General features: G+C 62.1%; 18 protein-coding genes and 1 riboswitch. Of the genes, 12 read left to right on the top strand and 6 right to left on the bottom strand.

Annotation, left to right across the window (positions count from 1 at the left end; translation table 11 throughout):
- The first annotated feature begins 66 nt into the window (after positions 1–66).
- The 3 genes from ABD013_RS13705 to ABD013_RS13695 are packed head-to-tail and all read left to right on the top strand — an operon-like array spanning position 67 to position 4,995.
- The gene (locus tag ABD013_RS13705; RefSeq protein ID WP_343806897.1) at positions 67–1,236 is read left to right on the top strand and encodes an alpha-hydroxy acid oxidase; all 1,170 of its coding nucleotides are present in this window, start codon (positions 67–69) and stop codon (positions 1,234–1,236) included.
- Positions 1,229–3,394 (top strand): thiamine pyrophosphate-dependent enzyme, encoded by a 2,166-nt coding sequence (locus ABD013_RS13700; RefSeq protein ID WP_343806894.1) that lies wholly within the window; start codon positions 1,229–1,231, stop codon positions 3,392–3,394. Before ABD013_RS13705 ends, ABD013_RS13700 begins: the two co-directional genes overlap by 8 nt.
- On the top strand, positions 3,391–4,995 hold the full coding sequence (locus tag ABD013_RS13695) for an indolepyruvate oxidoreductase subunit beta family protein (RefSeq protein ID WP_343806891.1): 1,605 nt from the start codon (positions 3,391–3,393) through the stop codon (positions 4,993–4,995). The genes ABD013_RS13700 and ABD013_RS13695 overlap by 4 nt, the downstream gene beginning before the upstream one ends.
- Positions 4,996–5,019: 24 nt before the next feature.
- On the opposite strand, the gene ABD013_RS13690 is transcribed toward ABD013_RS13695, so the two are convergent.
- From ABD013_RS13690 to ABD013_RS13675, 4 genes are all read right to left on the bottom strand, one after another.
- On the bottom strand, positions 5,020–5,769 hold the full coding sequence (locus ABD013_RS13690) for an SIR2 family NAD-dependent protein deacylase (RefSeq protein WP_343806888.1): 750 nt from the start codon (positions 5,767–5,769) through the stop codon (positions 5,020–5,022).
- Between the two features lie 94 nt (positions 5,770–5,863).
- Entirely contained in the window at positions 5,864–7,270 is a 1,407-nt protein-coding gene (locus ABD013_RS13685) for a sodium-dependent transporter (protein ID WP_343806885.1), read from the bottom strand.
- 107 nt (positions 7,271–7,377) lie between these two features.
- Positions 7,378–8,469, bottom strand: a complete 1,092-nt coding sequence (locus ABD013_RS13680) for a Glu/Leu/Phe/Val family dehydrogenase (RefSeq protein WP_343806882.1) — start codon at positions 8,467–8,469, stop codon at positions 7,378–7,380.
- A 77-nt stretch (positions 8,470–8,546) separates the two neighbouring features.
- Positions 8,547–12,017, bottom strand: coding sequence for an indolepyruvate ferredoxin oxidoreductase family protein (locus ABD013_RS13675; RefSeq protein ID WP_343806879.1), 3,471 nt, complete (start codon positions 12,015–12,017; stop codon positions 8,547–8,549).
- 548 nt (positions 12,018–12,565) lie between these two features.
- On the opposite strand from ABD013_RS13675, the gene ABD013_RS13670 reads away from it, so the two are divergent.
- Complete coding sequence (locus ABD013_RS13670; RefSeq protein ID WP_343806877.1) at positions 12,566–13,117, top strand: HD domain-containing protein; 552 nt, start codon at positions 12,566–12,568, stop codon at positions 13,115–13,117.
- A gap of 71 nt (positions 13,118–13,188) precedes the next feature.
- A complete protein-coding gene (locus ABD013_RS13665; RefSeq protein WP_343806874.1) occupies positions 13,189–13,605 on the top strand; it encodes a hypothetical protein in 417 nt (138 codons plus the stop codon).
- Between the two features lie 46 nt (positions 13,606–13,651).
- Here the strand turns inward: ABD013_RS13665 and bfr (ABD013_RS13660) are convergent, their stop codons facing one another.
- Both bfr (ABD013_RS13660) and bfr (ABD013_RS13655) read right to left on the bottom strand, forming a co-directional pair.
- Entirely contained in the window at positions 13,652–14,119 is a 468-nt protein-coding gene (gene bfr, locus ABD013_RS13660) for a bacterioferritin (protein WP_343806871.1), read from the bottom strand.
- Positions 14,120–14,123: 4 nt separating this feature from the next.
- A complete protein-coding gene (gene bfr / locus ABD013_RS13655; RefSeq protein WP_343806868.1) occupies positions 14,124–14,597 on the bottom strand; it encodes a bacterioferritin in 474 nt (157 codons plus the stop codon).
- A 342-nt stretch (positions 14,598–14,939) separates the two neighbouring features.
- Positions 14,940–15,183: riboswitch (cobalamin riboswitch) on the top strand.
- A gap of 128 nt (positions 15,184–15,311) precedes the next feature.
- Here bfr (ABD013_RS13655) and btuB point away from each other — a divergent pair.
- The 7 genes from btuB (at position 15,312) to ABD013_RS13620 (ending at position 23,145) form a co-directional block, all read left to right on the top strand.
- On the top strand, positions 15,312–17,108 hold the full coding sequence (gene btuB, locus ABD013_RS13650) for a TonB-dependent vitamin B12 receptor (protein ID WP_343806866.1): 1,797 nt from the start codon (positions 15,312–15,314) through the stop codon (positions 17,106–17,108).
- A gap of 18 nt (positions 17,109–17,126) precedes the next feature.
- The gene (locus tag ABD013_RS13645; protein ID WP_343806864.1) at positions 17,127–17,699 is read left to right on the top strand and encodes a hypothetical protein; all 573 of its coding nucleotides are present in this window, start codon (positions 17,127–17,129) and stop codon (positions 17,697–17,699) included.
- A complete protein-coding gene (gene cobO, locus ABD013_RS13640) occupies positions 17,696–18,328 on the top strand; it encodes a cob(I)yrinic acid a,c-diamide adenosyltransferase (protein ID WP_343806861.1) in 633 nt (210 codons plus the stop codon). The genes ABD013_RS13645 and cobO overlap by 4 nt, the downstream gene beginning before the upstream one ends.
- Complete coding sequence (locus ABD013_RS13635; protein WP_343806858.1) at positions 18,325–19,656, top strand: cobyrinic acid a,c-diamide synthase CobB; 1,332 nt, start codon at positions 18,325–18,327, stop codon at positions 19,654–19,656. The genes cobO and ABD013_RS13635 overlap by 4 nt, the downstream gene beginning before the upstream one ends.
- 7 nt (positions 19,657–19,663) lie before the next feature.
- The gene (cbiB, locus tag ABD013_RS13630) at positions 19,664–20,563 is read left to right on the top strand and encodes an adenosylcobinamide-phosphate synthase CbiB (RefSeq protein WP_343806855.1); all 900 of its coding nucleotides are present in this window, start codon (positions 19,664–19,666) and stop codon (positions 20,561–20,563) included.
- 66 nt (positions 20,564–20,629) lie between these two features.
- The gene (gene cobD / locus ABD013_RS13625; RefSeq protein WP_343806852.1) at positions 20,630–21,658 is read left to right on the top strand and encodes a threonine-phosphate decarboxylase CobD; all 1,029 of its coding nucleotides are present in this window, start codon (positions 20,630–20,632) and stop codon (positions 21,656–21,658) included.
- Positions 21,655–23,145, top strand: coding sequence for a cobyric acid synthase (locus ABD013_RS13620; protein ID WP_343806849.1), 1,491 nt, complete (start codon positions 21,655–21,657; stop codon positions 23,143–23,145). The genes cobD and ABD013_RS13620 overlap by 4 nt, the downstream gene beginning before the upstream one ends.
- The last annotated feature ends 8 nt before the right edge of the window (positions 23,146–23,153 follow it).

Raw genomic sequence — 23,153 nt, 5'->3', positions numbered from 1 at the left:
AGCCCTGTCGGCTGGCCGGCTGCCCAATTTCCGAATGTTTTAAGCTTTGATCTGTCGGGTGTACACATGTCAGACAACAGACTGATGAGCCGATATCCGTCGTCGGCTTATCTGCAAGACCGGGCGCGCCGTCGCCTGCCCGGTTTTGTCTACGATTATCTCGAAGGGGGGAGTGGACGTCAGTCCGCTCTGCTGAGGAATACCGGGGTGTTTGACCGAGTGGACCTGACCCCGCGGTATTTCAATGACTGTGCCGCCATTGACCTGAATACCCAGCTATTCGGGCAGTCATTCAAGGTGCCTTTCGGCGTGGCCCCCATCGGTATGGACGGGCTGATCTGTCCGCAGGCGGTCAGCCATCTGGCGCGTTCGGCACAGCAGCATGGCTGTCCCATCGTGGCCAGCACCTTCTCGACCAGCAGTCTGGAAGAGGTGGCACGGCTGGCGGGTGAACAGGCCTGGTTCCAGCTGTACCCGTTCAGCGATGCACGCATCGAGTCGGACATCATCGAACGTGCCCGCAAGGCTGGCTATTCGGTGCTGGTAGTGACCGTGGATGTGCCGGTTGGGGGCCGACGTGAGCGGGACATGCGTAACGGCCTGTCCCTCCCGCCAAGGCCCAGCCTGGGCCTGTGTACGGATCTGTTGCGCCATCCCGGTTGGGCACTGCGACAGTTCCGGCATGGCCTGCCCAGCTTCAGCAATCTGCACCCCTACAAGCGCTCGTCCAACGACTTTTTGCCGGCCAAGGTGGAGGGTGACGTGCCCTGGCAACGGCTGGAGGGCTTTCGCCGACGCTGGCCGGGCACGCTGGTCGTCAAGGGTGTACTGCATCCCGACGATGCCCGACGCTGCCAGGAAATCGGCGTGGACGGCATCGTGGTGTCCAACCACGGAGGACGTCAGCTGGATGCCTGTCCCGCCACTCTGGAGGCGCTGCCGGCGATCCGTCAGGCGGTAGGTCCGGGTTTCCCGCTGCTGGTGGACAGCGGTCTAAGGTCAGGTCTCGACGTGGCCCGGGCACTGGCGGCGGGTGCCGATTTTGCCCTGCTGGGGCGTACCTTCATGTACGCCATGGCGGCCCTGGGGGAGGCGGGCGCCGACCACAGCATGCGGATGCTGAAAGAGGAGCTTGAAAATGCCCTGCAGATGATCCGCTGCCCCGATATTACGCAATTGAAACAATGGCATACGCAGAATGCGGTGCCCATGCCAGGAGACAACCCCAATGGCTGAGCGTTCATTCAAGAAAGAGGTCAAGAAACTGCACGCAGGGGCCGGTGAAACCTTCGAAGGCGAGGGCATTCTGGCGGTGACCAAGGCCCTGCTGCAATCCGGTGTCGCTTACGTGGGCGGCTATCAGGGCTCACCCATCTCGCACCTGATGGACGTGCTGGCCGATGCCAAGGACGAGATCCTGGACGAGATGGGCGTGCATTTCGAGACCAGTGCCAGCGAGGCTACGGCTGCAGCGATGCTGTCGGCATCGGTGCATTACCCGCTGCGCGGGGCCGTGACCTGGAAGTCGACGGTCGGCACCAACGTGGCCTCTGATGCCCTGGCCAACCTGGCGTCCGGAGGTGTGACCGGCGGCACGGTGATCGTCATCGGTGAAGATTACGGCGAAGGCTCCTCTATCATGCAGGAGCGCACCCACGCGTTTGCCATGAAGTCCCATATCTGGCTGCTCGATCCCCGGCCCAACCTGCCCAGCATCGTCGATGCGGTGGAGAAAAGCTTCGAGCTGTCCGAAGCCAGTAATACGCCGGTGATGCTGCAGATGCGCATCCGTGCCTGTCACGTCCATGGCCACTTCACGGCTCGAGACAACGTGAAGCCGTCCTTCACACTGGCCGAAGCGCTGGAAAATCCGAAGCGGGATCTGAGCCGGATCGTGCTGCCGCCCTCCACCTTCATACACGAGAAGGAAAAGCTGGAGCAGCGGCTGCCGGCGGCGATCCAGTTCATCAAGGACAACCGCCTTAACGAGGTATTCGACGGACCGCGACAGGATATCGGTCTGGTGGTGCAGGGCGGCTGCTACAACACCACCATCCGGGCACTGGAACATCTGGGGCTGGCGGATGCCTATGGCAACTCCGAGATCCCGCTCTATGTCCTCAACGTAGCCTTCCCGTTGGTGGACGATGAACTGCTCGACTTCGCACGGGACAAGTCTGCGCTGTTGCTGATCGAGGAAGGCGGGCCGGAATTCATCGAACACGAGATCAACAGCATCTTTGCCCGTGCCGGCTGCAAGACCCAGCTGCAGGGCAAGGCATTGCTGCCGCGTTACGGTGAATACACCTGCGACGTGATCAAGGGCGGTCTGCGCCAGTTCCTGCAGCAGCACACACAGGACCTGCTGCAGGACGAGGTGGCGCTGAAACTGGTGCCGTCAAAACCGCTGTCGGTCGAGGCGCTGGATGCCGCCGTACCGGCTCGGCCGGCCGGGTTCTGTACCGGCTGTCCGGAACGACCGGTGTTCTCGGCGCTCAAGCAGCTGCAGCGCGAGCAGGGCGATTTCCATATCAGCTGTGACATCGGCTGCCACCTGTTCTCGATCCTGCCGCCGTTCAATCTTGGCGCGACGACCATGGGTTACGGCCTGGGTGGCGCCTCGTCCTCGGCGTTCAATGTGCCGTCCACCAAACCGGCAATTTCCATCATGGGGGATGGCGGCTTCTGGCATAACGGCCTGACCAGCGGCATCGGCAACTCGGTGTTCAACAAGAGTGACGGCGTCAACCTGATCATCGACAACGCCTATACCGCGGCCACCGGCGGACAGGACATTCTCTCTTCCAAGGCCGACAACCCCGAGCGTTCTACGCAGCATTCGATTGCCCGCGCGGTGGAAGGTGTGGGGGTGAACTGGGTCAGAACCCTGACCCGGACCTACGACGTTAAAGCGATGAAGCAGGCGCTGAAAGAGGCGGTCACCACCAAGGGCGTAGGCCCCAAGGTGATCGTGGCGCAGTCGGAGTGCATGCTCAATCGCCAGCGACGGGAGAAGCGCGAGCGGCGCAAGGAGATTCAGGACGGTCAGCGTGTGGTGGAAAGCCGCTTTGCCATCGACGGTGATACCTGCACCGGTGACCGCGCCTGTATTCGCCTGTCGGGCTGTCCGTCGCTGACCGTGAAACCCAACCCGGATCCCTGGCGCAGTGACCCGGTCACCCATATCGACAACAGTTGTGTCGGCTGTGGCCTCTGCGGCGAGAACGTGCATGCGGACATCCTTTGCCCGTCCTTTGTCCGGGTCGAGGTGGTACGTAATGCCGGCTGGCTGGAGCGTCAGCGCCGCCGTCTGTCGCAGGCGATCATCGGCTGGCTGCAGCAGCGTGCCGTGAAGCGTCAGGAACTGGATCTGCTGGAAGGAGTATCCCGATGAGCACGAACAACAAACAACGGATCAACATCGCCATAACGGCCATGGGGGGGCAGGGCGGTGGCGTGCTGGCGGACTGGATTGTCGGCATGGCCGAAGCGTCTGGCTGGGTTGCCCAGTCCACCTCGGTGCCGGGTGTGGCCCAGCGTACCGGGGCTACCATCTACTATCTTGAACTGTTCCAGCCGATCCTGGGTCAATCCGAGAAGCCGGTGCTGTCGCTGTCACCGGCCAGCGGTGATGTGGATCTGGTGATCGCGGCCGAACTGATGGAAGCGGGACGGGCAATCCAGCGCGGCTTTGTGACGCCTGACCGGACCACATTGATTGCCTCCTCCCACCGTGCCTATGCGGTGGCGGAGAAGGAAGCCTTGGGCAATGCCCTGGCGGACCCGGACGTGATCCATCGTGCGGCGGATGAGATGGCGCAGCGCTATATCAGCTTTGACATGGCAGCACTGGCTACGGCCACCGGCAGTGTGGTCAGCGCAGTGCTCTTCGGTGCCCTCTGCGGCAGTGGCGCGCTGCCCTTTGCGCGTGACAGCTTCGAACAGGCGATCCGTCAGGGCGGTGTCGGTGTTGATGCGAGCCTCAAGGCCTTTGCTGCCGGGCATGATCAGGCGTTGCTGGGGGATGGTTGCACCGATGCCCCCCGTGCCGAGCCCAAAGTGCAGCAGTGGACCTACAAGGGGCAGGATGCAGGAATTCACCAACTGCTGGCGCGGATCGAAGCCGATTTCCCCGCCGAACTGGTGACGACACTCAGTGAAGGCGTGCGCCGTCTGCTGGACCATACGGGGCTGAGTTATGCCCGCCTGTATCTGGATCGCATGCAGCAGATTCTGCTCCTTGAACAGGATCAGGGCGCTACAGCCAGCTATCCACTGAGCCAGCAGGCAGCCGCCCGCCTGGCGGTCTGGATGGCCTATGAGGACACCATCCGGGTGGCCGAGATCAAGACCCGGTCACGCCGTTTCCAGGGCCTGTACACGGAGGTGGGTATCGACCAGCAGCAGGTATCCTACTTCCGCGAGTACCTGCACCCTCGCATTGAGGAAGTGGCCGAAACCCTGCCGGCCGGACTGGGGCGCTGGGTGCTGAAAACCCGCTGGGCCTCGGTTCTGATGGAAAAACTCTTTGCCGGTCCGAAGGTCGTCTCGACCCAGAGCCTGAGAGGGTTTCTGCCGCTCTATCTCGTCGCACGCATGAAACGCTGGCGTCATCGTACGCTGAGGTACGCACTGGAACAGGCGCGGATCGAAGACTGGCTCCAGCTGTTGGTGAATGTTACCCGGCGGGATCCGTCTCTGGCCGAGGAGGTCGCGCAGTTGCCTTCGTTGATCAAGGGTTATGGTCGAACTCATGAGCGGGGATTGCGCAACTTCAGTCTGCTGTGCCGTGCCACCGAGCGGCTGCATGGGCACCCGCAGGCGGCGGCCGTACTTGCGGAGCTGCATCAAGCGGCCCTGAAAAGCGAGTCTGGTTCCGAGTTGGCTGCGGCCTTGCGCGAGGCCGGGCTGGAGAGCCTGGCCGCAGAGCTTGGCGCTCCGGGCGACCAGCAGGCCGGAGCGGTGCAGGTGATGGAGCCCCAACCGGCACCCTGACGCTCACGAGCAGGCTGCGACCGTTCAGGTCTGCAGCCACTCCTCAATCCATTCCCGTACCGGTGAACCCTCGCTCAGGGCGTCCACTGCGCCCATGCGGAAATGCTGGGTATAGGGCTTTAGACCCGGACCCAATATACGGTCGTAGGGGCAGGTGTCGGTCGGGTCCACGTACAGGATCACCGCTTCGCCCTGGCTACCGTGATAGGCCTCAAGACAGAACTGCAGCACCGATTCGCTGCTGCCCACCACCAGTACCAGATCATGCCGGGTCAGCGAGTTCATCAGCGTGAACAGATTGCGATAGACCGGCGCGGCCTCACCAAAGAACACCACGTTGGGCTTGAAGTGAGGTGGATGGTCGGCGTGGTCGAACTCCTCGTAGCCAATCGGCTCAATGCGATCCTCGGCCAGATTAACGAGTTCCAGCAGGTTGCCGTGGATATGCACCACGTCGGGGCTGCCGGCACGTTCGTGCAGGTCGTCCACGTTGGTGGTCATCAGCGTTACCCGGTCGCCATGTTGGCGCTGCAGTTCGGCGATGGCCTGGTGCGCCTCGTTGGGCTCCACGCCCTGCAGGGACGTGCGGCGGTCGTTGTAGAACTGGTGCACCAGCTCGTAGTTCTGTTCGAAGGTGTCGATATGACAGACATCCTCGATGCGGTGGTTGTGCCAGAGGCCGTCGGGGCCGGTACGGAAGGTGGGAACACCGGACTCGGCCGAGATGCCGGCTCCGGTGAAGATGATCAGGCGTCGGTTCGTGGGGTTGGTCATGGCTCTGGATCTCGCAGTTGTTGCTGCGTTCAGTGTACCAGCCCGACGCCAGGATGGGGGCACCGGCGACCCGTGGTCGCCGGCGTAGACCTGATCAGGCCAGGTTGTAGAAGAACACCACCAGCACGGCGATGGGGGTGATGAATTTCAGCGTGTTGTGCCACAGGCGGAAGCCGCCTTCAGACAGCGACAGCTCGTTCTGCAGCGCCTGCTTCGACATGAACCAGCCGACCAGTACAGCCACCAGCAGGCCGCCCAGCGGCAGCAGGATGTTGGCGGTCAGGTAGTCGAGCAGGTCGAAGATGGTCTTGCCCTCGAACATCGCGAACATGCCCAGCGGGGTGACATCGGACCAGAGGTTCAGCGACAGGATGGAGGCGATGCCCAGTACCCAGCAGGTGAAACCGGCGATCAGGGTACTGATGGTGCGGTTCATTCCTTTCTGCTCTTCCAGCCATTCCACCAGCGGTTCCAGCAGGGAGATGCCGGAGGTCCAGGCAGCAAATACCAGCAGTACGAAGAACAGGGTGCCGAACAGTCCGCCCATCGGCATCTGACCGAAGGCCAGCGGCAGGGTCTGGAAGATCAGGCCCGGACCGGCACCCGGCTCCAGGCCGTTGGCAAACACGACCGGGAAGATGGCCAGACCGGCCAGCAGGGCGACACCGGTATCCATCACGGAAACGGTGACCGAAGCCTTGGCGATGGAGACGTTCTTCGGCAGGTAGGAGCCGTAGGCCATCATCACGGCCATGCCCAGGCTCAGGGTGAAGAAGGCGTGGCCCAGTGCGACCAGTACGCCGGAGGTGGTCAGTTTGGAGAAGTCCGGCTGGAACAGGAAGCTGACGGCTTCACCGAAATGACCGGTGGTCATGGCATAGCCCACCATGATCAGCAGCAGCACGAACAGGCCCGGCATCAGGATGCTGGTGGCGCGCTCCAGGCCGGAGCTGACGCCACGGGCGACCACGACCATTACCAGCGCCATGAACAGGGTGTGCCAGGTCAGCAGGGTCATCGGGTCGCTGAGCAGGCCGGAGAAGATGCTGCCCACGGCTTCGGCTGTCTGGCCGCTGAACTGGCCTGAAGCCGAGGTGCCAACGTAGGACAGCGCCCAGCCGCCGATCACCGAGTAGAAGGAGAGAATCAGGAAGCCGGCCAGCACGCCGATTACGCCGACCCATTTCCATAACGGATGAAGCTTGTCCCGCTGAGTGATCAACCGCAGGCTGTTGACCGGGCTGTGGCCGCCACGACGGCCGATCAGTACTTCCGCCATCATGATCGGTATGCCGACGGCGGCGATACAGATCAGGTAGACCAGCACGAAGGCCCCGCCACCGTTTTCGCCGGTGATGTAGGGGAACTTCCATATATTGCCCAGGCCGACGGCGGATCCGGTGGCGGCCAGAATGAAGGCCAGCCGTGAGGACCAGAAGCCGCGTTTGGTGACGGTGCCTTCCTGGGCGCCGGTTGCGGTGGCGGAAGAAGAGTAGGACATAGCTGTCTCCTGCTTGAGTTTTCTTGTTTTCGGGGGACAGGAGCCGACCCGGGCCTTTAAAAACAGGCCGGTATCGGCTCAAGTGGTCAGGGTTTTACACCAGTCGGTCAGCCGGCTTTCGCCAGACTGGCCTCCTGTTGCGTCGGAAAGTGATCAAAGCGTTCCTCGGCCAGTTCGTTGGCGATGATGCCGGTGGGGCGGCCATCACGGTCGGAACGGGTGAAGATTTCGTTCAGGGTGTCGCCGATGGTCTCGACGTGGGCGCGCACCTTCTCGGGCTCGTAGCCGGTGCGACCATGGAAGACGTCGATGATGCCGCCGGCGTTGATGACAAAGTCGGGGGCGTAGAGGATGCCGTGCTGCATCAGCAGGGCATCATGCTCGGGGCGTTCCAGCTGGTTATTGGCGGCGCCGGCAACAACCCTGGCCTGCAGCTGGGGGATGCTGGTGTCGTTCAGCACGGCGCCCAGCGCGCAGGGCGCGACCACGTCCACCGGCAGAGTGAGGATCTCGTCGGCGCTGACCGGGGTTGCACCGAACTCCTCGACGGCGCGCTCCATCTGGTCCTGGTGGATGTCGTAGACCCAGAGCTGGGCGCCGGCTTCATGCAGATGACGAGCGAGACGGTAGCCCACGTTGCCGATGCCCTGCACGGCCACTTTCAGACCGGTCAGATCGTTGCGACCCAGCTTGTGCTGCACCGCGGCCTTGAGACCGACGAAGGTGCCGTAGGCGGTCGCCGGCGAAGGATCGCCATCGCTGGGCTTGCCGTCGAAGCCGATATGGGCGGAGACGCCGGCGACCTGAGTGGTGCAGCGGCCCATCACCTTCAGATCCGGGACGCTGGTGCCGGAGTCTTCGGCGGCAATATAGCGACCGCCCAGCTGCTCCAGACAGCGGCCCATGGCTTCCATCAGCTCCTCGGTCTTGTGCTGACGCGGGTCGCCGATGATCACCGACTTGCCGCCACCCAGATCCAGGTTGGCCAGTGCCGACTTGTAGGTCATGCCCTTGGACAGGCGCAGCACATCGCGCAGGGCTTCCTCGTCGCTGGCATAGGGATACATGCGGCAGCCGCCCAGCGCAGGGCCACGGGAGCTGTTATGGACGGCGACGATCGCCTTGAGACCGGTCCTGGGATCGGTGAAGAAGCAGACCTGTTCGTGGTTGTCGAATTCGGGATGTGAAAATACGTTCATGTTCTTTGCCTTCTAATTCGGTTGCCGGGGGCGCCTCTCGGGCGCGCCGCCGTGCTTAAATTGGGTAATAAATCGTATTAAGCCGCTGCGTTGCTCAAATCGGCCGTCTCGGGGCGGATGGCGCTGCGCAGCTGTTCGCGTTCCTGCCGCGCGGCCTCATAGGCCTTCTCCTTGACCGGACCGTAGCCGCGAATCCGGCTCGGCAGCGCGGCCAGAGTGCGGGAGGCGTCGAGCTGGTCGCGTTCCAGGTGCTGCAGCAACCAGTGGATATCGGCCTCGTACTCGCGGATCAGACTGCGCTCCAGGCGACGGTCGGCTGTGTAGCCGAAGGGGTCCAGCGGTGTGCCGCGCAGGGATTTGAGTCCGGCCAAGAGTTTGAAACCCTGTTCCATCCAGGGACCGAACTTGATCTTGCGCGGGCGGGCGCCATCCTTGCCTCGGCTCAGCAGCGGCGGAGCCAGGTTGAATTCCAGCTCGTAATCGCCCTCGAACTCCTCGTCCAGCTGGCGGCGCAGGCTGCCATTACTGAACAGGCGGGCCACTTCGTACTCGTCCTTGTAGGCCAGTACCTTGGCGTAGTTCTCGGCCACGGCGCGCACAAGAATGGCATCGCCACCCAGTCTGGTGTCTGCGGCCTGTTTCACCTTGTTAACCAGGGCTTCGTAGCGCTGCGCCAGACGGGCGTTCTGGTACTCGGTCAGGTGACGCTTGTTGCGCTCGATGACCTGCTCCAGCGACTCCAGAATCTGCAGCGGAGTGCCCTTGGGCTTGGCTTGCGGGAAGGCCAGTGCCTTGACCGCGTCCAGGTCATGAGCGGCGCGACGGCCCCAGAGGAACGCCAGCTTGTTCTTGTCCACGGCCACGTTGTTCAGCTCGATGGCACGTTCGATCGACTCGGCTTTGAGTGGCAGCAGGCCTTGCTGGTAAGCAAAACCGACGGTGAACAGGTTCACTGCCATGCCGTCACCCATCAGCGCCTTGGCCAGGGCGCCGGCATCGAGGAACCAGCTGCCATCAGCCTTGGAGGCTTCACGGATGGTGGCTTCCATCGCCTCGCCCGGGTATTGCAGGTCCGGGTTACGGGTAAAGGCGGCCGGCATGGCGGCTTCGGTGTTGACCAGGCTGCGCGAGAAGCGGTTGTCCAGCTTGGCCAGCGCCTCGTCACTGGCAGCGACCATCAGGTCGAAGGCCAGCATCAGGTCGGCCTCACCGGCCGGGATGCGTACGGCGTGGATATCGTCCTGACGGTTGCCGATACGGATATGGCTGACCACGGCGCCGAATTTCTGTGCCAGGCCGGCCTGGTCGAGAATGGCCACGCCCTTGCCTTCCAGATGGGCGGCCATGCCGAGCAGGGCACTGACGGTGACCACGCCGGTGCCGCCGACGCCGGTCAGCAGGATGCTGTAGGGATCATGCTCGCCAACAAATTCGGGTTCCGGCAGCTCGGCAAAGTGCACGTCCTGGCTGACCCCGGCGGGCTTCTTCAGCTTGCCACCCTTGACGGTGACGAAGCTGGGGCAGAAACCGCGCACGCAGCTGAAGTCCTTGTTGCAGGCGGACTGATCGATGCTGCGCTTGCGACCCTGCTCGGTCTCCTTGGGCAGGATCGACAGGCAGTTGGACTGGATACCGCAGTCGCCGCAGCCCTCGCAGACATCGGCGTGGATCATCACGCGCTGGTCCGGGTCCACCATGCTGCCGCGCTTGCGACGACGGCGTTTCTCGGCGGCGCAGGTCTGGTCGTAGATCAGCACCGAACAGCCCTCGATCTCGCGCATCTCGCGCTGTACCGCATCCAGGTCGTCACGATGGTGGAAGGTGGTGCGATCGGCAAAGTCGGCCCGTGACGGGTACTTGTCGATATCGTCGCTGACCACGGCGATGCGGCGAACGCCCTCGCCGTAAAGCTGATGGCTGATCTGCTGCACGCTCAGGGTGCCGTCCACCGGCTGGCCGCCGGTCATCGCCACGGCATCGTTGTACAGAATCTTGTAGGTGATGTTGGCGCCGGACGCGATCGCGGCGCGGATCGCCAGCAGGCCGGAATGGAAATAGGTGCCGTCACCCAGATTCTGGAATACGTGCTTCTGTTTGGTAAAGGGGGCCTGGCCGAGCCAGGTCACGCCTTCTCCGCCCATCTGGGTGAAGGTATCGGTGCCGCGCTCCATCCAGGTGGCCATGTAGTGACAGCCGATGCCGCCGAGGGCACGGCTGCCTTCCGGCACCTGAGTGGAAGTGTTGTGCGGACAGCCGGAGCAGAAGTGCGGCGTGCGCTCCAGACGTTCCTTCGGCTGCGCCAGACTGGACTCCTTCTCGGTGAGGAAGTCGAGACGCTCGCGCAGCTTGTCGGTGCAGTAACGGTCTTTCAGGCGGCTGGCGATGGCGCGGGCCACCATGGCCGGGGTCAGTTCGGAGACGGACGGCAGCAGCTCGCGGCCCTGCTCATCACACTTGCCGATGATGGTCGGGCGCTGCTGGTCCTGCCAGCCGTAGAGCTGGGTCTTGATCTGTTCCTCGATCAGGCCGCGCTTCTCTTCCACCACCAGGATCTCTTCCAGACCTGAGGCGAATTCGAAGATCCCTTCCGGTTCCAGCGGCCAGGGCATGGCGACCTTGTACACGCTGAGGCCGATCGCTTCTCGCTCGGTTTCGCCCAGTCCCAGGTCGGACAAGGCCTGAATCACGTCGAGATAGGATTTGCCGGTGGTGACGATGCCGATACGTGGCTGACTGGCGCTCAGCACAATCTTGTCGAGGCGGTTGGCGCGACAGAACGCCTTGGCGGCGGCCAGCTTGTAACGGTGCAGGCGTTCTTCCTGCTGCAGTGGCTTGTCCGGCCAGCGTGCATTGAGGCCATCAGAGGGCAGCTCGAAATGCGCGGGATACTTGATATCGATGCGGCTCAGATCCAGGTTGGCGGTGATGGATGAGTCCATCACTTCGGCCAGCGCCTTGAAGCCGATCCAGCAGCCGCAGTAGCGCGACATGGCCCAGCCATACAGGCCCAGATCGAGAATCTCCTGCACACCGCTGGGGTTGAGCACCGGCATGGACGCATCCATGAAACCGTAGTCGCTCTGGTGCGGCAGGGTGGAGGACTTGCAGGCATGGTCGTCACCGGCCACGGCCAGCACACCGCCATACTGGGAGCTGCCAGCGGCATTGGCGTGCTTGAACACGTCGCCGGTGCGGTCGACGCCGGGGCCCTTGCCGTACCAGAGGGCGAAGACGCCATCGTATTCGGCGCCTTCAAAAATATTGACCTGCTGGGAGCCCCAGACGGCGGTAGCGCCCAGATCTTCGTTCACCCCGGGCAGGAAATGAATCTTGCGTTCCTTGAGATATTGCTTGGCTTGCCACAGGGTCTTGTCGAAGTTGCCCAGGGGCGAGCCGCGGTAGCCGGAGATGAAGCCGGCGGTGTTGAGGCCGTTAAGCTGATCGAGCTGGGCCTGCAGCAGGGGAAGTCGCGCCAGTGCCTGGCTGCCGGTCATGTACACCGGGCCGGAGTCGCGTTCCCAAACATCGTTGAGACTGACATCACGCATAGGATCACCTTTTTCCAAATACGCCGGGCACAGGCAGAGTCACGCCCTGACCGGACAGAAAACCGAATTGGAGTCGGAACGGATTCAGCAGCGGATCAGACGTACGCGGTCTGAGGCTCAGGCGTCAGTACGCCGGCGAATCCTTTGGAAAAAAATGAGGTGGGGGATGAAACGGATAGATTGCGCGCGAGGCGCAGCAGGACTGGAGAAGCCAGGTGCATTGTCATGGTGAAATCCTCTACTGCACAGCCCGGATCACGGTGCCGGCAGTTTTTCTCTTGTTTTTGTTGTACGGATTTTGGCCGCTTGGGCGATTTCAGTGCTCGTCTGCCCTTATGGGGAGAGAACAGGAACACAAGCTAGAGCCTTTCTCATGACGGGTCAATGATAGTTTTGTGACCACTACACTTCGTCTGCAACTGATTGATTATTGGTGTTCTTTTCGCGGTTGCACAAAAGGTTTTTGCCATCGGGATGTCAATCTCCTGTAAGAAACCCTGCCTAGACTGACACTCTGGTATAGACCAGTAATGCAAGGGAGAAACAGAATGACAGCCAATCAACGGGCGGTGCTGGCCAGCATTGAACAGCTTTACGCCGATATGGGCCAGAACACCTATGGTGAAGGCATTACCCAGACCGAGCATGGCGTGCAGTGCGCCGAGCTGGCACGCCGTGCCGGCGAAAATCCGGCGCTGATTACGGCTGCTCTGCTGCACGATATCGGCCACCTGCTGGAGCAGGTCAGTGCCGAGCACGGCAACTTCCGCCATGACCAGGTCGGCGCCGAATACCTGCTGCCGCTGTTCGGTCCGGAAGTGGCCGAGCCGGTACGTCTGCATGCCCAGGCCAAGCGCTACCTGTGTACGGTAGAAGAGGGTTACCTGGCCTGCCTGTCAGAGGCCTCGGTGTTTTCGCTCAAGCATCAGGGGGGGATGATGACTGACGCCGAAGTGGCCAGCTTCCGACAGGAGCCGCATTTCGAGGCGGCGCTGAAGCTGCGTCGCTGGGATGACGAGGGCAAGGACCCTGAGCTGGCGTCGTTGCCTTTCAGTCGCTATGGCGAGTTCATGCAGGCGGCACTTATCCACGATTGCTAAACAGGGATCAGTAAACCCGGCTTGCCCAGATCGTTATACTCTTCCCGAAATGATCATGGGAGGAGTCGCAGGTGTTCAGGTTTGTTGCAGAGCCCCTGACCCGAGAAAACGTGCTGGAACAGCTGGAGATGCTGGGTGCCATCGTGGTTGAACAGGGCAGGGTGCTGCAGGTTTCGCTGCTGGACTACCATTTCGCCTTTCGCTGGGTCGAGCTGCCGGCCGAGCTTGAGGCCATCCGGGAGAAGGTCGCGCAGGTCGCTGACGAAATGCATACCTGGCATCTTGATGTGGGAGCCAGCGATGAGGAGCAGGTCCGCTTGCGCGGGCTGGCCGTCGAGAAAAGGCTGGAGTATTGCCCGCTGATGGATACAGAACAGGCATTCGCGCAGCATCGTGCGCTGGCTGAAGCGGGAGAGTGCGAACGTATCCTGATCAGCCTGCGCATGAGTGACAGTCCCGAAGCACTGATCTGTGACTATATCGTCTGACCCAAGGCCGGCAGGGCGGGCGCCGGCCCCGGGCGACGAACTGCCTTTACATCTGTGACTGCAGGTAGTTCTGCAGGCCGATGCGGTTGATCAGGCCGAGTTGCTGTTCCAGCCAGTAGGCGTGATCCTCCTCGGTATCGGCCAGCTGTTGGCGCAGCATTTCACGGGTCTGGTAATCCTGCTCCTGTTCGCACAGGGCGATCACCTGCTTAAGGTTGTGGGCGACGCGGTATTCGACATCCAGGTCGTGCTGCAGCATCTCCGGTACCGTCTTGCCTACAGTGATCGGATCTCGCTTGGTCATCTCGGGCGTGCCCTCAAGAAACAGGATACGCTCGATCATCAGTTTGGCGTGGCCCTTCTCATCTTCGAATTCGTGGGCGATGCGCTCATACAGCTTGTGCAGGCCCCAGTCGGCATACATTTCGGAGTGGATAAAGTACTGGTCCATGGCGGCCAGTTCGCCGGCCAGCAGCTTGTTCAGGGCGTCGATAATCTTCTGGTTGCCTTTCATCGCCTTACTCCTCTTCGATGGCCGATTGCAGATAGTTCTGGATACCGATCTCACCGATCAGGTGCTGCTGCGCCTCGATCCAGTCCACGTGCTCCTCTTCCTCGCCGAGGATCTCGACCAGCAACTGGCGGCTGACGAAGTCGCTGCCGGCTTCGCACTGGGCGATGACATCGCGCATCAGCTTGATCTGTTCCATTTCCAGGCTGAGATCGCCTTTCAGCATCTCCTCGGTATCTTCACCAATGCGCAGGCGCTCCAGGTGCTGCAGATTGGGCAGGCCTTCGAGAAACAGGATGCGCTCGATCAGCCGGTCAGCCTGCTTCATGTCGAGGATCGATTTCTTGTAGGCCTTGTGGTTGAGCTTCTCCAGCCCCCAGTTCTTGAAGATGCGGGCATGAAGGAAGAACTGGTTGATGGAGGTCAGCTCCAGTGTCAGCACCCTGTTCAACTGCTGAACCAGCGCTTGATCGTGTTTCATGGGAGGCTCCTCATCAGGGTGTGGGTGGCGCGAGGGTGCGCGTAAGGATGCTTTGAAATATCTAGAGTCTAGATGGCGATGGGGTAAAGCGCACTTTGCCGGAAGAGACGATAACAAACCGCAAAAAGAGTATTGCAAATAATAATGATTCGCTTTATCTTAACAGGCGTTCATTGACAGGTCTGACTCACTACAGGCATGGCCGCTGGAGTTCATCAGCGAGTGCCGAAGGTGATTGGCGCCACCCTCCACTCCCCGGAGGGTGGCGATTTTTTTGCCTGTTCGGTTCCATTCATCTTCACTTGAACAGTCTCCGTTTGACCTCCCTACTGCGACTCCCTAGAATCCGCGCGTGCTTCCGGTGTGCTGCGTTCTGTTTTCAATTCAGAGTTCAGCGCTTAAACGGGAAGTCGGTGCGCACCTGTTCACAGCAATCGGGTGCAATGCCGACGCTGCCCCCGCAACGGTAGAGGCGTGAGGCGACGACGAGAGACCACTGTATCCGCGGATATGGGAAGGTGTCGTCCCTCCTGGCTGATCAGCCTGACGCCTGAGCCCGGAGACCGGCCCGAAGCCAAGCAGTCGGTATCGCGGTGGGCGATCAGTACTGGCAGCGCCATCCCTCATGGCCGCTGTCTGTCTGTTTTTCCATGCCTTCGCGACCGTTAACCCAATAACGCGTGCGGGTGGGCGCGCGAAGGAATCAGACAAACCATGAAACACCTCTCTATCCCGGCAATCGTCTTGCTGGGCAGCTCTGCCATGGCCGCTCAGGCTCAGACCAATCCCGATACCCTGCTGGTAACGGCAACACGCACGGCCCAGACCGCGGATCAGGCGCTGGCCTCCGTGACCGTGATCGATCGTGAAGAGATCGAACGCAAACAGGCGCAAACCGTTACCGAACTGCTGCAGCGGACGCCCGGTGTGGTGGTGACCAACAACGGTGGCCGAGGCAAGGCAACTTCGATCTTTCTGCGTGGTACCAACTCCGATCATGTACTGGTGCTGATCGACGGTATCAAGGTGGGTTCCGCAACCAACGGTGCGGTGGCATTTCAGGACATGGCGCCGGAGCAGATTGAACGGATTGAGATCGTCCGTGGCCCTCGCTCTTCACTCTATGGCTCTGAAGCGATCGGTGGCGTGATCCAGATCTTCACCCGCAAGGGGGCCGAGGGCTTCAAGCCGCGCTTCAGTGTTGGGGCAGGCAGCGATGATGCACGTGAAGTCGTGCTGGGTGCCTCCGGCGGCAATGGTGCTGGCTGGTACAACCTGAGCGTCAGCGACTACTCCACTGATGGTTTCGATGCCGAAGAAGACGCCGAGCCGGATGATGACGGTTATGACAACCGCTCCTACGCGCTGCATGGCGGTTACAAATTCAGCGAACAGGTTGAGGCCGAGTTGTTCTGGAACCGGAATGAAGGCGACAACGAGTTCGATGGCAGCTGGCAGAACGAAAACCGCAGCCGTATTCAGACTTTGGGCGGCGTATTGCGTGTTAATCCCAGCGATAACTGGCAGCTGGAAGCACGTATCGGGCGCAGTCAGGATGAGTCCGACAACTACCTGGATGGCATCTGGACCAGCAATTTCGATACCGAACGGGATACCTTCGCCCTGCAAAGCAGCCACCAGTTAGGCGTCAGCAACCAGCTGACCTGGGGAGTGGACTATCAGGACGACAAAATTAGCAGTGACAGTAATGACTACGATGTCACCAGCCGCGATAACACAGGTGTGTTCGGCTTGTACCAGCTGTATTTCGGAGCGCATGATGTTTCCGTTAGCCTGCGTCATGACGATAACGAACAGTTTGGTGGCGAGACCACAGGCTCCCTGGCCTGGGGTGTGGAGCTGCCGCGCAATCTTCGCCTGACCGCCAGCTATGGCACCGCATTCAAGGCGCCGACCTTCAACGACCTCTACTGGCCGGGTGCCGGCAATCCGGATCTGCAGCCAGAGAAGTCCGAGTCCTGGGAGCTGGGACTGTCCGGTGACCATGCCGGTGTGAACTGGTCGGCTAACCTCTACCAGACCGATATCGACAACCTGATTGCCTGGGCACCGGCACCAACGGTTGCTGAACCCTGGCGCTGGATCCCGATGAACGTCAATGAAGCCCGTATTCGTGGTCTGGAGCTCACCGCAGCGACCCGTATCGCTGACTGGGACCTGAGCACCAGCCTGGACCTGATGGACCCGAAAGACCGCGATACCGACGAGCTGCTTAAGCGTCGTGCGCGCAAGGTCTTCAACCTGTCAGCTGACCGTGATTTCGGCGCTTACGCTCTGGGCGGTACCCTTCACGCGGTTGGCAAGCGCAATGACGGCAATAATCGTCTTGCCGGCTACACCACTGTCGATCTGCGCGGCAGCTACCAGCTGAACCAGGACTGGTCGCTGAAGGCCAAGGTCGAGAATCTGCTCGACGAGGACTACCAGACGGCACGTGGCTACAACCAGCCTGACCGTACTTACTGGCTGTCACTGCATTACGCCCCCTGAATCTGACGGAGACTTTTCATGATCAACCTGTCGTCACGCGCCCAGCTGCTGGCTGGCCTTGGCCTGATTTTGTTGCTGGCGCTGACGCGGGGACATCACTTTGCCTCGGTTGAACACCTGCCCAGCGCGTCCTGGGCGGTGTTCTTCCTGGCCGGTGTGTTCCTGCGTCCGCTATGGAGTTTCCCGCTGCTGTTTCTGGAAGCGGTACTGCTGGACCTGAGCTACTACGGCTGGAGCGGCGCCGAAGCGCATTGCATCACTCCGGCCTATGGCATGCTGGTGCCGGCCTATGCCACGCTCTGGTACGCCGGGCGCCGTTATGCGCGCCTGCACCGGGATCGTATAGCTACGCTGGGTCCGCTGCTGCTGTGTTTGCTGACGGGGGCCTTTGTCAGCAATCTGTTATCCAGCGGCGGCTACTATTACCTTTCAGGCAATTTCGAAACCACCAGCCTGGCGGGGTTGTGGGGGCGCATCGAGCAGTATCTGCCCGGTAAACTCGTGCCGTTGCTGGCCTATACCGGCTTTGCCGCCATGCTGTATACCCTGTCTCGTCAATTCAAAACCTATCAGGAGCTCTCCCGCACATGAGTGATGACCCGTCCCGTAACGAAAGCAGTGACGATAGCCGTGACCAGCGTCACAAGGCGCGGATGGAGCGCAAGAAAGCCGTGGTCGATCAGGCGATCGCCCGCGCCGACCGTGACCAGGGCGTGCTGCTGGTACTGACCGGTAACGGCAAGGGCAAAAGCAGTTCTGCCTTCGGCATGCTGGCACGGGCACTGGGACACGGCATGCAGGTGGGCGTGGTGCAGTTCATCAAGGGCAGCTTCAGCACCGGGGAGGAGGCGTTTTTCCGCCGCTTCCCCGAGGTGCGTTACCACGTCATGGGCGAAGGCTTCACCTGGGAAACTCAGGATCGCGAGCGTGATGTTCAAGCGGCCGCCGCGGCCTGGGACAAGGCGCGCGAACTGCTGGCCGACCCCGAGGTATCACTGGTGGTGCTGGATGAACTGAATATCGCGCTCAAGTACCAGTATGTTGATCTGGATGAATTGCTCGCAGCCCTGCGTAATCGCCCGGCGATGCAGCATGTAGTGGTCACCGGCCGCGGTGCGCCCCAGGCACTGATCGACGCCGCCGATACGGTCACCGAGATGCAGGTGGTCAAGCATGCATTCAAGGACGGCATCCGGGCGCAGAAGGGCGTTGAACTGTGACCGCTGACCTGCCTGTAAGCGCCGAGCCCCGGCAGTGTCCGGCACTGCTGATCTCGGCACCGGCGTCGGGGCAGGGCAAGACCACGGTGACTGCCGCGCTGGCGCGCTTGCACCGCAATCAGGGTCGCCGTGTCCGGGTATTCAAGACCGGTCCCGACTTCCTTGACCCGATGATCCTGAGCCGCGCCGCCGGCTGTGACGTGGAGCAGCTGGACCTGTTCATGGGCTCGCCGCAGCTGTGCAAGCAGCAACTCTGGGAGGCCGCTGGCGAGGCGGATCTGATCCTGATTGAAGGCGTGATGGGCCTGTTCGACGGCACCCCCTCCAGCGCCGACCTGGCTGAACTGTTCGGCATTCCGGTGCTGGCGGTGATCGATGCCGGCGGCATGGCACAGACCTTCGCGGCACTGGCGCATGGCCTGGCCAGCTTCCGTCCCGGCCTGCCATTCAGCGGTGTACTGGGCAACCGGGTCGGCAGTGCCGGTCATGGCCAGATGCTGGCCGAAGCGCTGCCCGCCTCTTCACACGAAAAGCCGCTGCGCTGGTACGGTGCCCTGCCACGCGATGAAGCGGTCAGCCTGCCCAGCCGTCATCTGGGACTGGTGCAGGGCGACGAAATTGCCGACCTGGAGCAGCGCATCGAAACCGCCGCCCAGGCGCTGGAACAGAGCGCCGGCAGCGAGCTGCCGGCGGCGATCGCGTTTGAACCCCAACCGGTGGCCGCGATTGAACCTCTGCTTCAGGGCGTGCGCATCGGCATCGCCCGCGATGCCGCCTTTTCGTTTATCTACCCGGCCAACCTGCGCACGCTTGAGCGGCTGGGGGCCGAGCTGGTGTTCTTCTCGCCTTTGGCCGATCAGCATCTGCCCGAGGTGGATGCGCTCTGGCTGCCGGGCGGCTACCCGGAACTGCATCTGGAAGCGCTGCCCGGTAACAGGTCTCTGATGGCGGATGTGAAAGCTCACTATCAGGCAGGCAAACCGATGCTGGCAGAATGCGGTGGCATGCTCTGGCTGGGCGAGGAGCTGACCGCACTGGAAGGTCAGTCGGCCGAACTCTGTGGTGTGTTGCCCGCACGGGCCCGGATGCAACAGCGCTTTGCCGCGCTGGGGCTGCAGCGGCTGGAACTGGATGGCCAGGAGCTGCGCGGTCATACTTTCCACCACTCGGTCACCGTTACCGCACTGGAGCCGATCGCACGTGGCGAATGCCCCAACGGCCGTCGTGCCGCCGAGCCGGTCTATCGGCTCAAGCGGCTGACGGCGTCCTATATTCATCTCTATTTCCCCTCCAACCCGGCAGCTGTCGCTCAGCTGTTCAAGCCCTGAGTCCTCGATGCTGGCGCTGCAGCTGATCGCCGCCGTGCTGATCGACCGCTGGCTGGGTGAGCCGAGTCGCTGGCACCCGCTGGTCGGTTTTGGCCGCTGTGCCGGCTGGCTGGAGGGCCGCTTCAATCGTGGCGAGCGGCGTCGACTGAAAGGCTTGTTGTTGGTACTGCTGCTGGTGTTGCCGCCGGTGCTGCTGATCGCTGTGCTGGTGCAGATCCCGGTGGTGGGTGAGCTGATCGCCGTGCTGGTGCTCTGGTTCAGCCTGGGCCAGGAAAGCCTGAAACGGCATATACAGCCGATTGTGCGGGCGCTGTTGCGGGGTGACCGGGATGAAGCCCGTCGCCTGACCTCCTGGATCTGCAGCCGGGATGCGGCCGAACTGGAGGTGGAGCGCACGGCGGTGGAATCGGTACTGGAAAACGGCAGTGATGCGGTGTTCGGCGCCATCTTCTGGTTCTGTATCGCCGGCGCGCCGGGCGCACTGGCATTCCGCCTGATCAATACCCTGGACGCCATGTGGGGCTATCGCAGTGAGCGTTTTGTCCACTTTGGCTGGGCGGCGGCACGGCTGGATGACCTGGTCGGGCTGGTACCGGCGCGGCTGACCGCGCTCAGTTATGCCCTGTGTGGACATGCCCGGCGAGCATGGCGCTGCTGGCGTCGCCAGGCGCCCCTGCATGACAGCCCCAATGCCGGACCGGTGATGGCCGCCGGGGCCGGAGCGCTGGGGATTCAGCTGGGTGGCCCGACCTGCTACCGCGGCCGCTGGGTCGACAAGCCGGTACTGGGAGAAGGACCCGCCGCGCAGCCACGCGATCTGTCCCGCGCCCTGCGGCTGGTCGATGCTGCGTTGGGGCTGTGGATATTTTCTATAGCGTTGCTGGTCTTGCTGGGAGGAACTCTGTGACCGTTTTTATCCACATCCCTGTTCGATGGCAAAATTACCCACAGTACCGGAAGGGTGGAACCTGCTGTGCATAAAATTGAGGGCTCAGAATTATCCCCAGCGCCGCTGCATGGCGGTCGCCTGAACGCTGCGGTGGCACAATACGGCATTCCGCGTGAGCAGTGGCTGGACCTGTCCACCGGCATCAACCCGAACGGCTGGCCGGTGACCGCGCTGCCGGCCGAAGTGTTCAGCCGTTTGCCGGAAGAGGATGATGGCTTGCAACAGGTGGCCTGCGATTATTACGGCAGCCGCGATCTGCTGCTGGTAGCGGGTTCCCAGGCCGCCATTCAGGCACTGCCGCAGTGTTTTCTGGAACAACAAGGACGTGCGCTGATCGGCCTGCTCAACCCGGCTTATGCGGAACACGGGTATCGTTGGCAACAACAGGGGCATCAGCTGCAGCCACTGTCTGCCGGGGAGATCGATGCCTTCATCGATGAGCTCGACGTACTGGTGCTGATCAATCCCTGCAACCCGAGCGGCGTTCGTTTCAGTGCTGAGCAGTTGCGTGACTGGCACGCCCGACTGGCCCGCCGCGGCGGCTGGCTGCTGGTCGATGAAGCCTTTATCGATGCCACGCCGGAGCAGAGCCTGGTCGTAGATCCCATGCCGGAAGGGTTGATCGTGCTGCGCTCACTGGGCAAGTTTTTTGGTCTGGCCGGGCTCCGTGTGGGGGCTGTCTGTGCGCATAGCGACCTGCTGCAGCAACTGTCGTGCAGGATGGGTCCCTGGGCGATCAGTCACCCCGCCCGCTATATTGCCCGCCAGGCATTGGCGGACCGGGCATGGCAGCAGGGCATGAGGGACGGCCTTCGGTTGCAGCAGGCCCGGCTGCAGGCATTGCTGGAGCAATACCTGTCCGAGCCGGTGATCAGCACGGCACTTTTTGCCTATGTGGTAACCGGGCAAGCGGCCGAGATTGAGCATCAGTGTGCCCAGGCTGGTATTCTGATTCGACGCTTCGAGCAGCCCGCTGCCTTGCGCTTCGGGTTGCCGGGGAGCGAAGCGGAATGGCAGCGGCTCGAACATCTACTCAGCGAGATTCATCAATGACTGATCGACAGAAAACCCTGATGGTGCAGGGTACCACCTCGGATGCCGGCAAGAGCACGCTGGTGGCGGGATTATGTCGGGTACTGCAGCGACGCGGCATCGTCGTAGCACCGTTCAAGCCGCAGAACATGGCGCTGAACAGCGCCGTCACCGCCGAGGGTGGCGAGATCGGCCGTGCCCAGGCGGTACAGGCCCAGGCCTGTGGCTTAATGCCCCATGTGGATATGAACCCGGTACTGCTCAAGCCCTGCAGCGATACCGGCGCTCAGGTGATCATCCATGGCCGTGCCGTGGATAACATGGAAGCCAAGCGCTATCACGACTACAAGACCATCGCCTGGCAGGCGGTGGCCGAGTCGCATCAGCGTCTCTGTGACCAGTATGAGGCGGTGCTGGTGGAGGGGGCAGGCTCGCCCGCCGAGATCAACCTGCGCGATCGTGATATCGCCAACATGGGCTTTGCCGAGCGGGTGGACTGCCCGGTGATCCTGATCGCCGATATCGACAAGGGCGGTGTCTTCGCCCATCTGGTCGGTACCCTGGCGCTGCTCAGCGAAACCGAGCAGGCACGGATCAAGGGCTTCGTCATCAACCGCTTCCGTGGTGATATCGCCTTGCTGCAGTCGGGGCTGGACTGGCTGGAAGACTATACCGGCAAGCCGGTGCTGGGCGTGCTGCCCTATCTGCATGGCTTGCATCTGGAGGCCGAGGATGCGATCAGCGAGGAGCCGGAGATCGAACGCGCCGAACGGGTACTGGATATCGTCGTGCCGGTGCTGCCCCATATCAGCAACCATACCGACCTCGACCCATTGCGCCTGCATCCCCAGGTGCGGCTGCACTTTGTCGGCCCCGACCAGCCCAAGCCGCCGGCGGATCTGGTAATCCTGCCCGGCTCCAAAGCGGTCCGACCGGACCTGAGCTGGCTCAGGTCTCAGGGCTGGGAAGAGTACCTGCAGCGTCATCTGCGTTACGGCGGCAAGCTGCTGGGCATCTGCGGTGGTTATCAGATGCTGGGTGAACGCATCGCCGATCCTCAGGGCATTGAGGGCGAGGCGGGCGAGAGTGCCGCTCTTGGTTGGCTGCCGATCCGAACCCTGCTCGAGGGTGAAAAGGCGCTGCGCAACGTGCAGGGACGGATGACGCTGGCCGGTGAAACCGTGCCGGTCAGCGGTTACGAAATTCACTGCGGTGTCACCGAAGTGGCTGAAGCAAGCCCGGCGCTGGTCGAGCTGGCGCAGGGGGCGGATGGTGCCTGCTCTGAGGATGGCCAGATAGTGGGTACTTACCTTCACGGTCTGTTTGAAACCCCGGCAGCCACGCAGCTGATCCTGCGCTGGGCGGGCCTTGAGCAGGCCCAAGCCCTCGACTACCAGCAGCTGCGTGAGGACGGCATCAACCGACTTGCCGATACGCTGGAGCAGCATCTGGACATGGATGCGGTGCTGGCGATGCTGGACCTGCCGGTGGAGCCGGCGGGCGCATGATTTCTCGG

Origin of the sequence: Marinobacterium maritimum, assembly GCF_039523155.1 — a bacterium.
GTDB lineage: Bacteria > Pseudomonadota > Gammaproteobacteria > Pseudomonadales > Balneatricaceae > Marinobacterium > Marinobacterium maritimum.
Note: the sequence above shows the minus strand (reverse complement) of the source record. Positions and strands in the feature narration are given on the sequence as shown.

What these genes read in the sequence shown, in the direction of transcription:
- ABD013_RS13705 (WP_343806897.1), top strand. Translation starts at nt 67, where the DNA reads ATGTCAGACAACAGACTGATGAGCCGATATCCGTCGTCGGCTTATCTG.
- ABD013_RS13700 (WP_343806894.1), top strand. Translation starts at nt 1,229, where the DNA reads ATGGCTGAGCGTTCATTCAAGAAAGAGGTCAAGAAACTGCACGCAGGG.
- ABD013_RS13695 (WP_343806891.1), top strand. Translation starts at nt 3,391, where the DNA reads ATGAGCACGAACAACAAACAACGGATCAACATCGCCATAACGGCCATG.
- ABD013_RS13690 (WP_343806888.1), bottom strand. Translation starts at nt 5,769, where the DNA reads ATGACCAACCCCACGAACCGACGCCTGATCATCTTCACCGGAGCCGGC.
- ABD013_RS13685 (WP_343806885.1), bottom strand. Translation starts at nt 7,270, where the DNA reads ATGTCCTACTCTTCTTCCGCCACCGCAACCGGCGCCCAGGAAGGCACC.
- ABD013_RS13680 (WP_343806882.1), bottom strand. Translation starts at nt 8,469, where the DNA reads ATGAACGTATTTTCACATCCCGAATTCGACAACCACGAACAGGTCTGC.
- ABD013_RS13675 (WP_343806879.1), bottom strand. Translation starts at nt 12,017, where the DNA reads ATGCGTGATGTCAGTCTCAACGATGTTTGGGAACGCGACTCCGGCCCG.
- ABD013_RS13670 (WP_343806877.1), top strand. Translation starts at nt 12,566, where the DNA reads ATGACAGCCAATCAACGGGCGGTGCTGGCCAGCATTGAACAGCTTTAC.
- bfr (WP_343806871.1), bottom strand. Translation starts at nt 14,119, where the DNA reads ATGAAAGGCAACCAGAAGATTATCGACGCCCTGAACAAGCTGCTGGCC.
- bfr (WP_343806868.1), bottom strand. Translation starts at nt 14,597, where the DNA reads ATGAAACACGATCAAGCGCTGGTTCAGCAGTTGAACAGGGTGCTGACA.
- btuB (WP_343806866.1), top strand. Translation starts at nt 15,312, where the DNA reads ATGAAACACCTCTCTATCCCGGCAATCGTCTTGCTGGGCAGCTCTGCC.
- ABD013_RS13645 (WP_343806864.1), top strand. Translation starts at nt 17,127, where the DNA reads ATGATCAACCTGTCGTCACGCGCCCAGCTGCTGGCTGGCCTTGGCCTG.
- cobO (WP_343806861.1), top strand. Translation starts at nt 17,696, where the DNA reads ATGAGTGATGACCCGTCCCGTAACGAAAGCAGTGACGATAGCCGTGAC.
- cbiB (WP_343806855.1), top strand. Translation starts at nt 19,664, where the DNA reads ATGCTGGCGCTGCAGCTGATCGCCGCCGTGCTGATCGACCGCTGGCTG.
- ABD013_RS13620 (WP_343806849.1), top strand. Translation starts at nt 21,655, where the DNA reads ATGACTGATCGACAGAAAACCCTGATGGTGCAGGGTACCACCTCGGAT.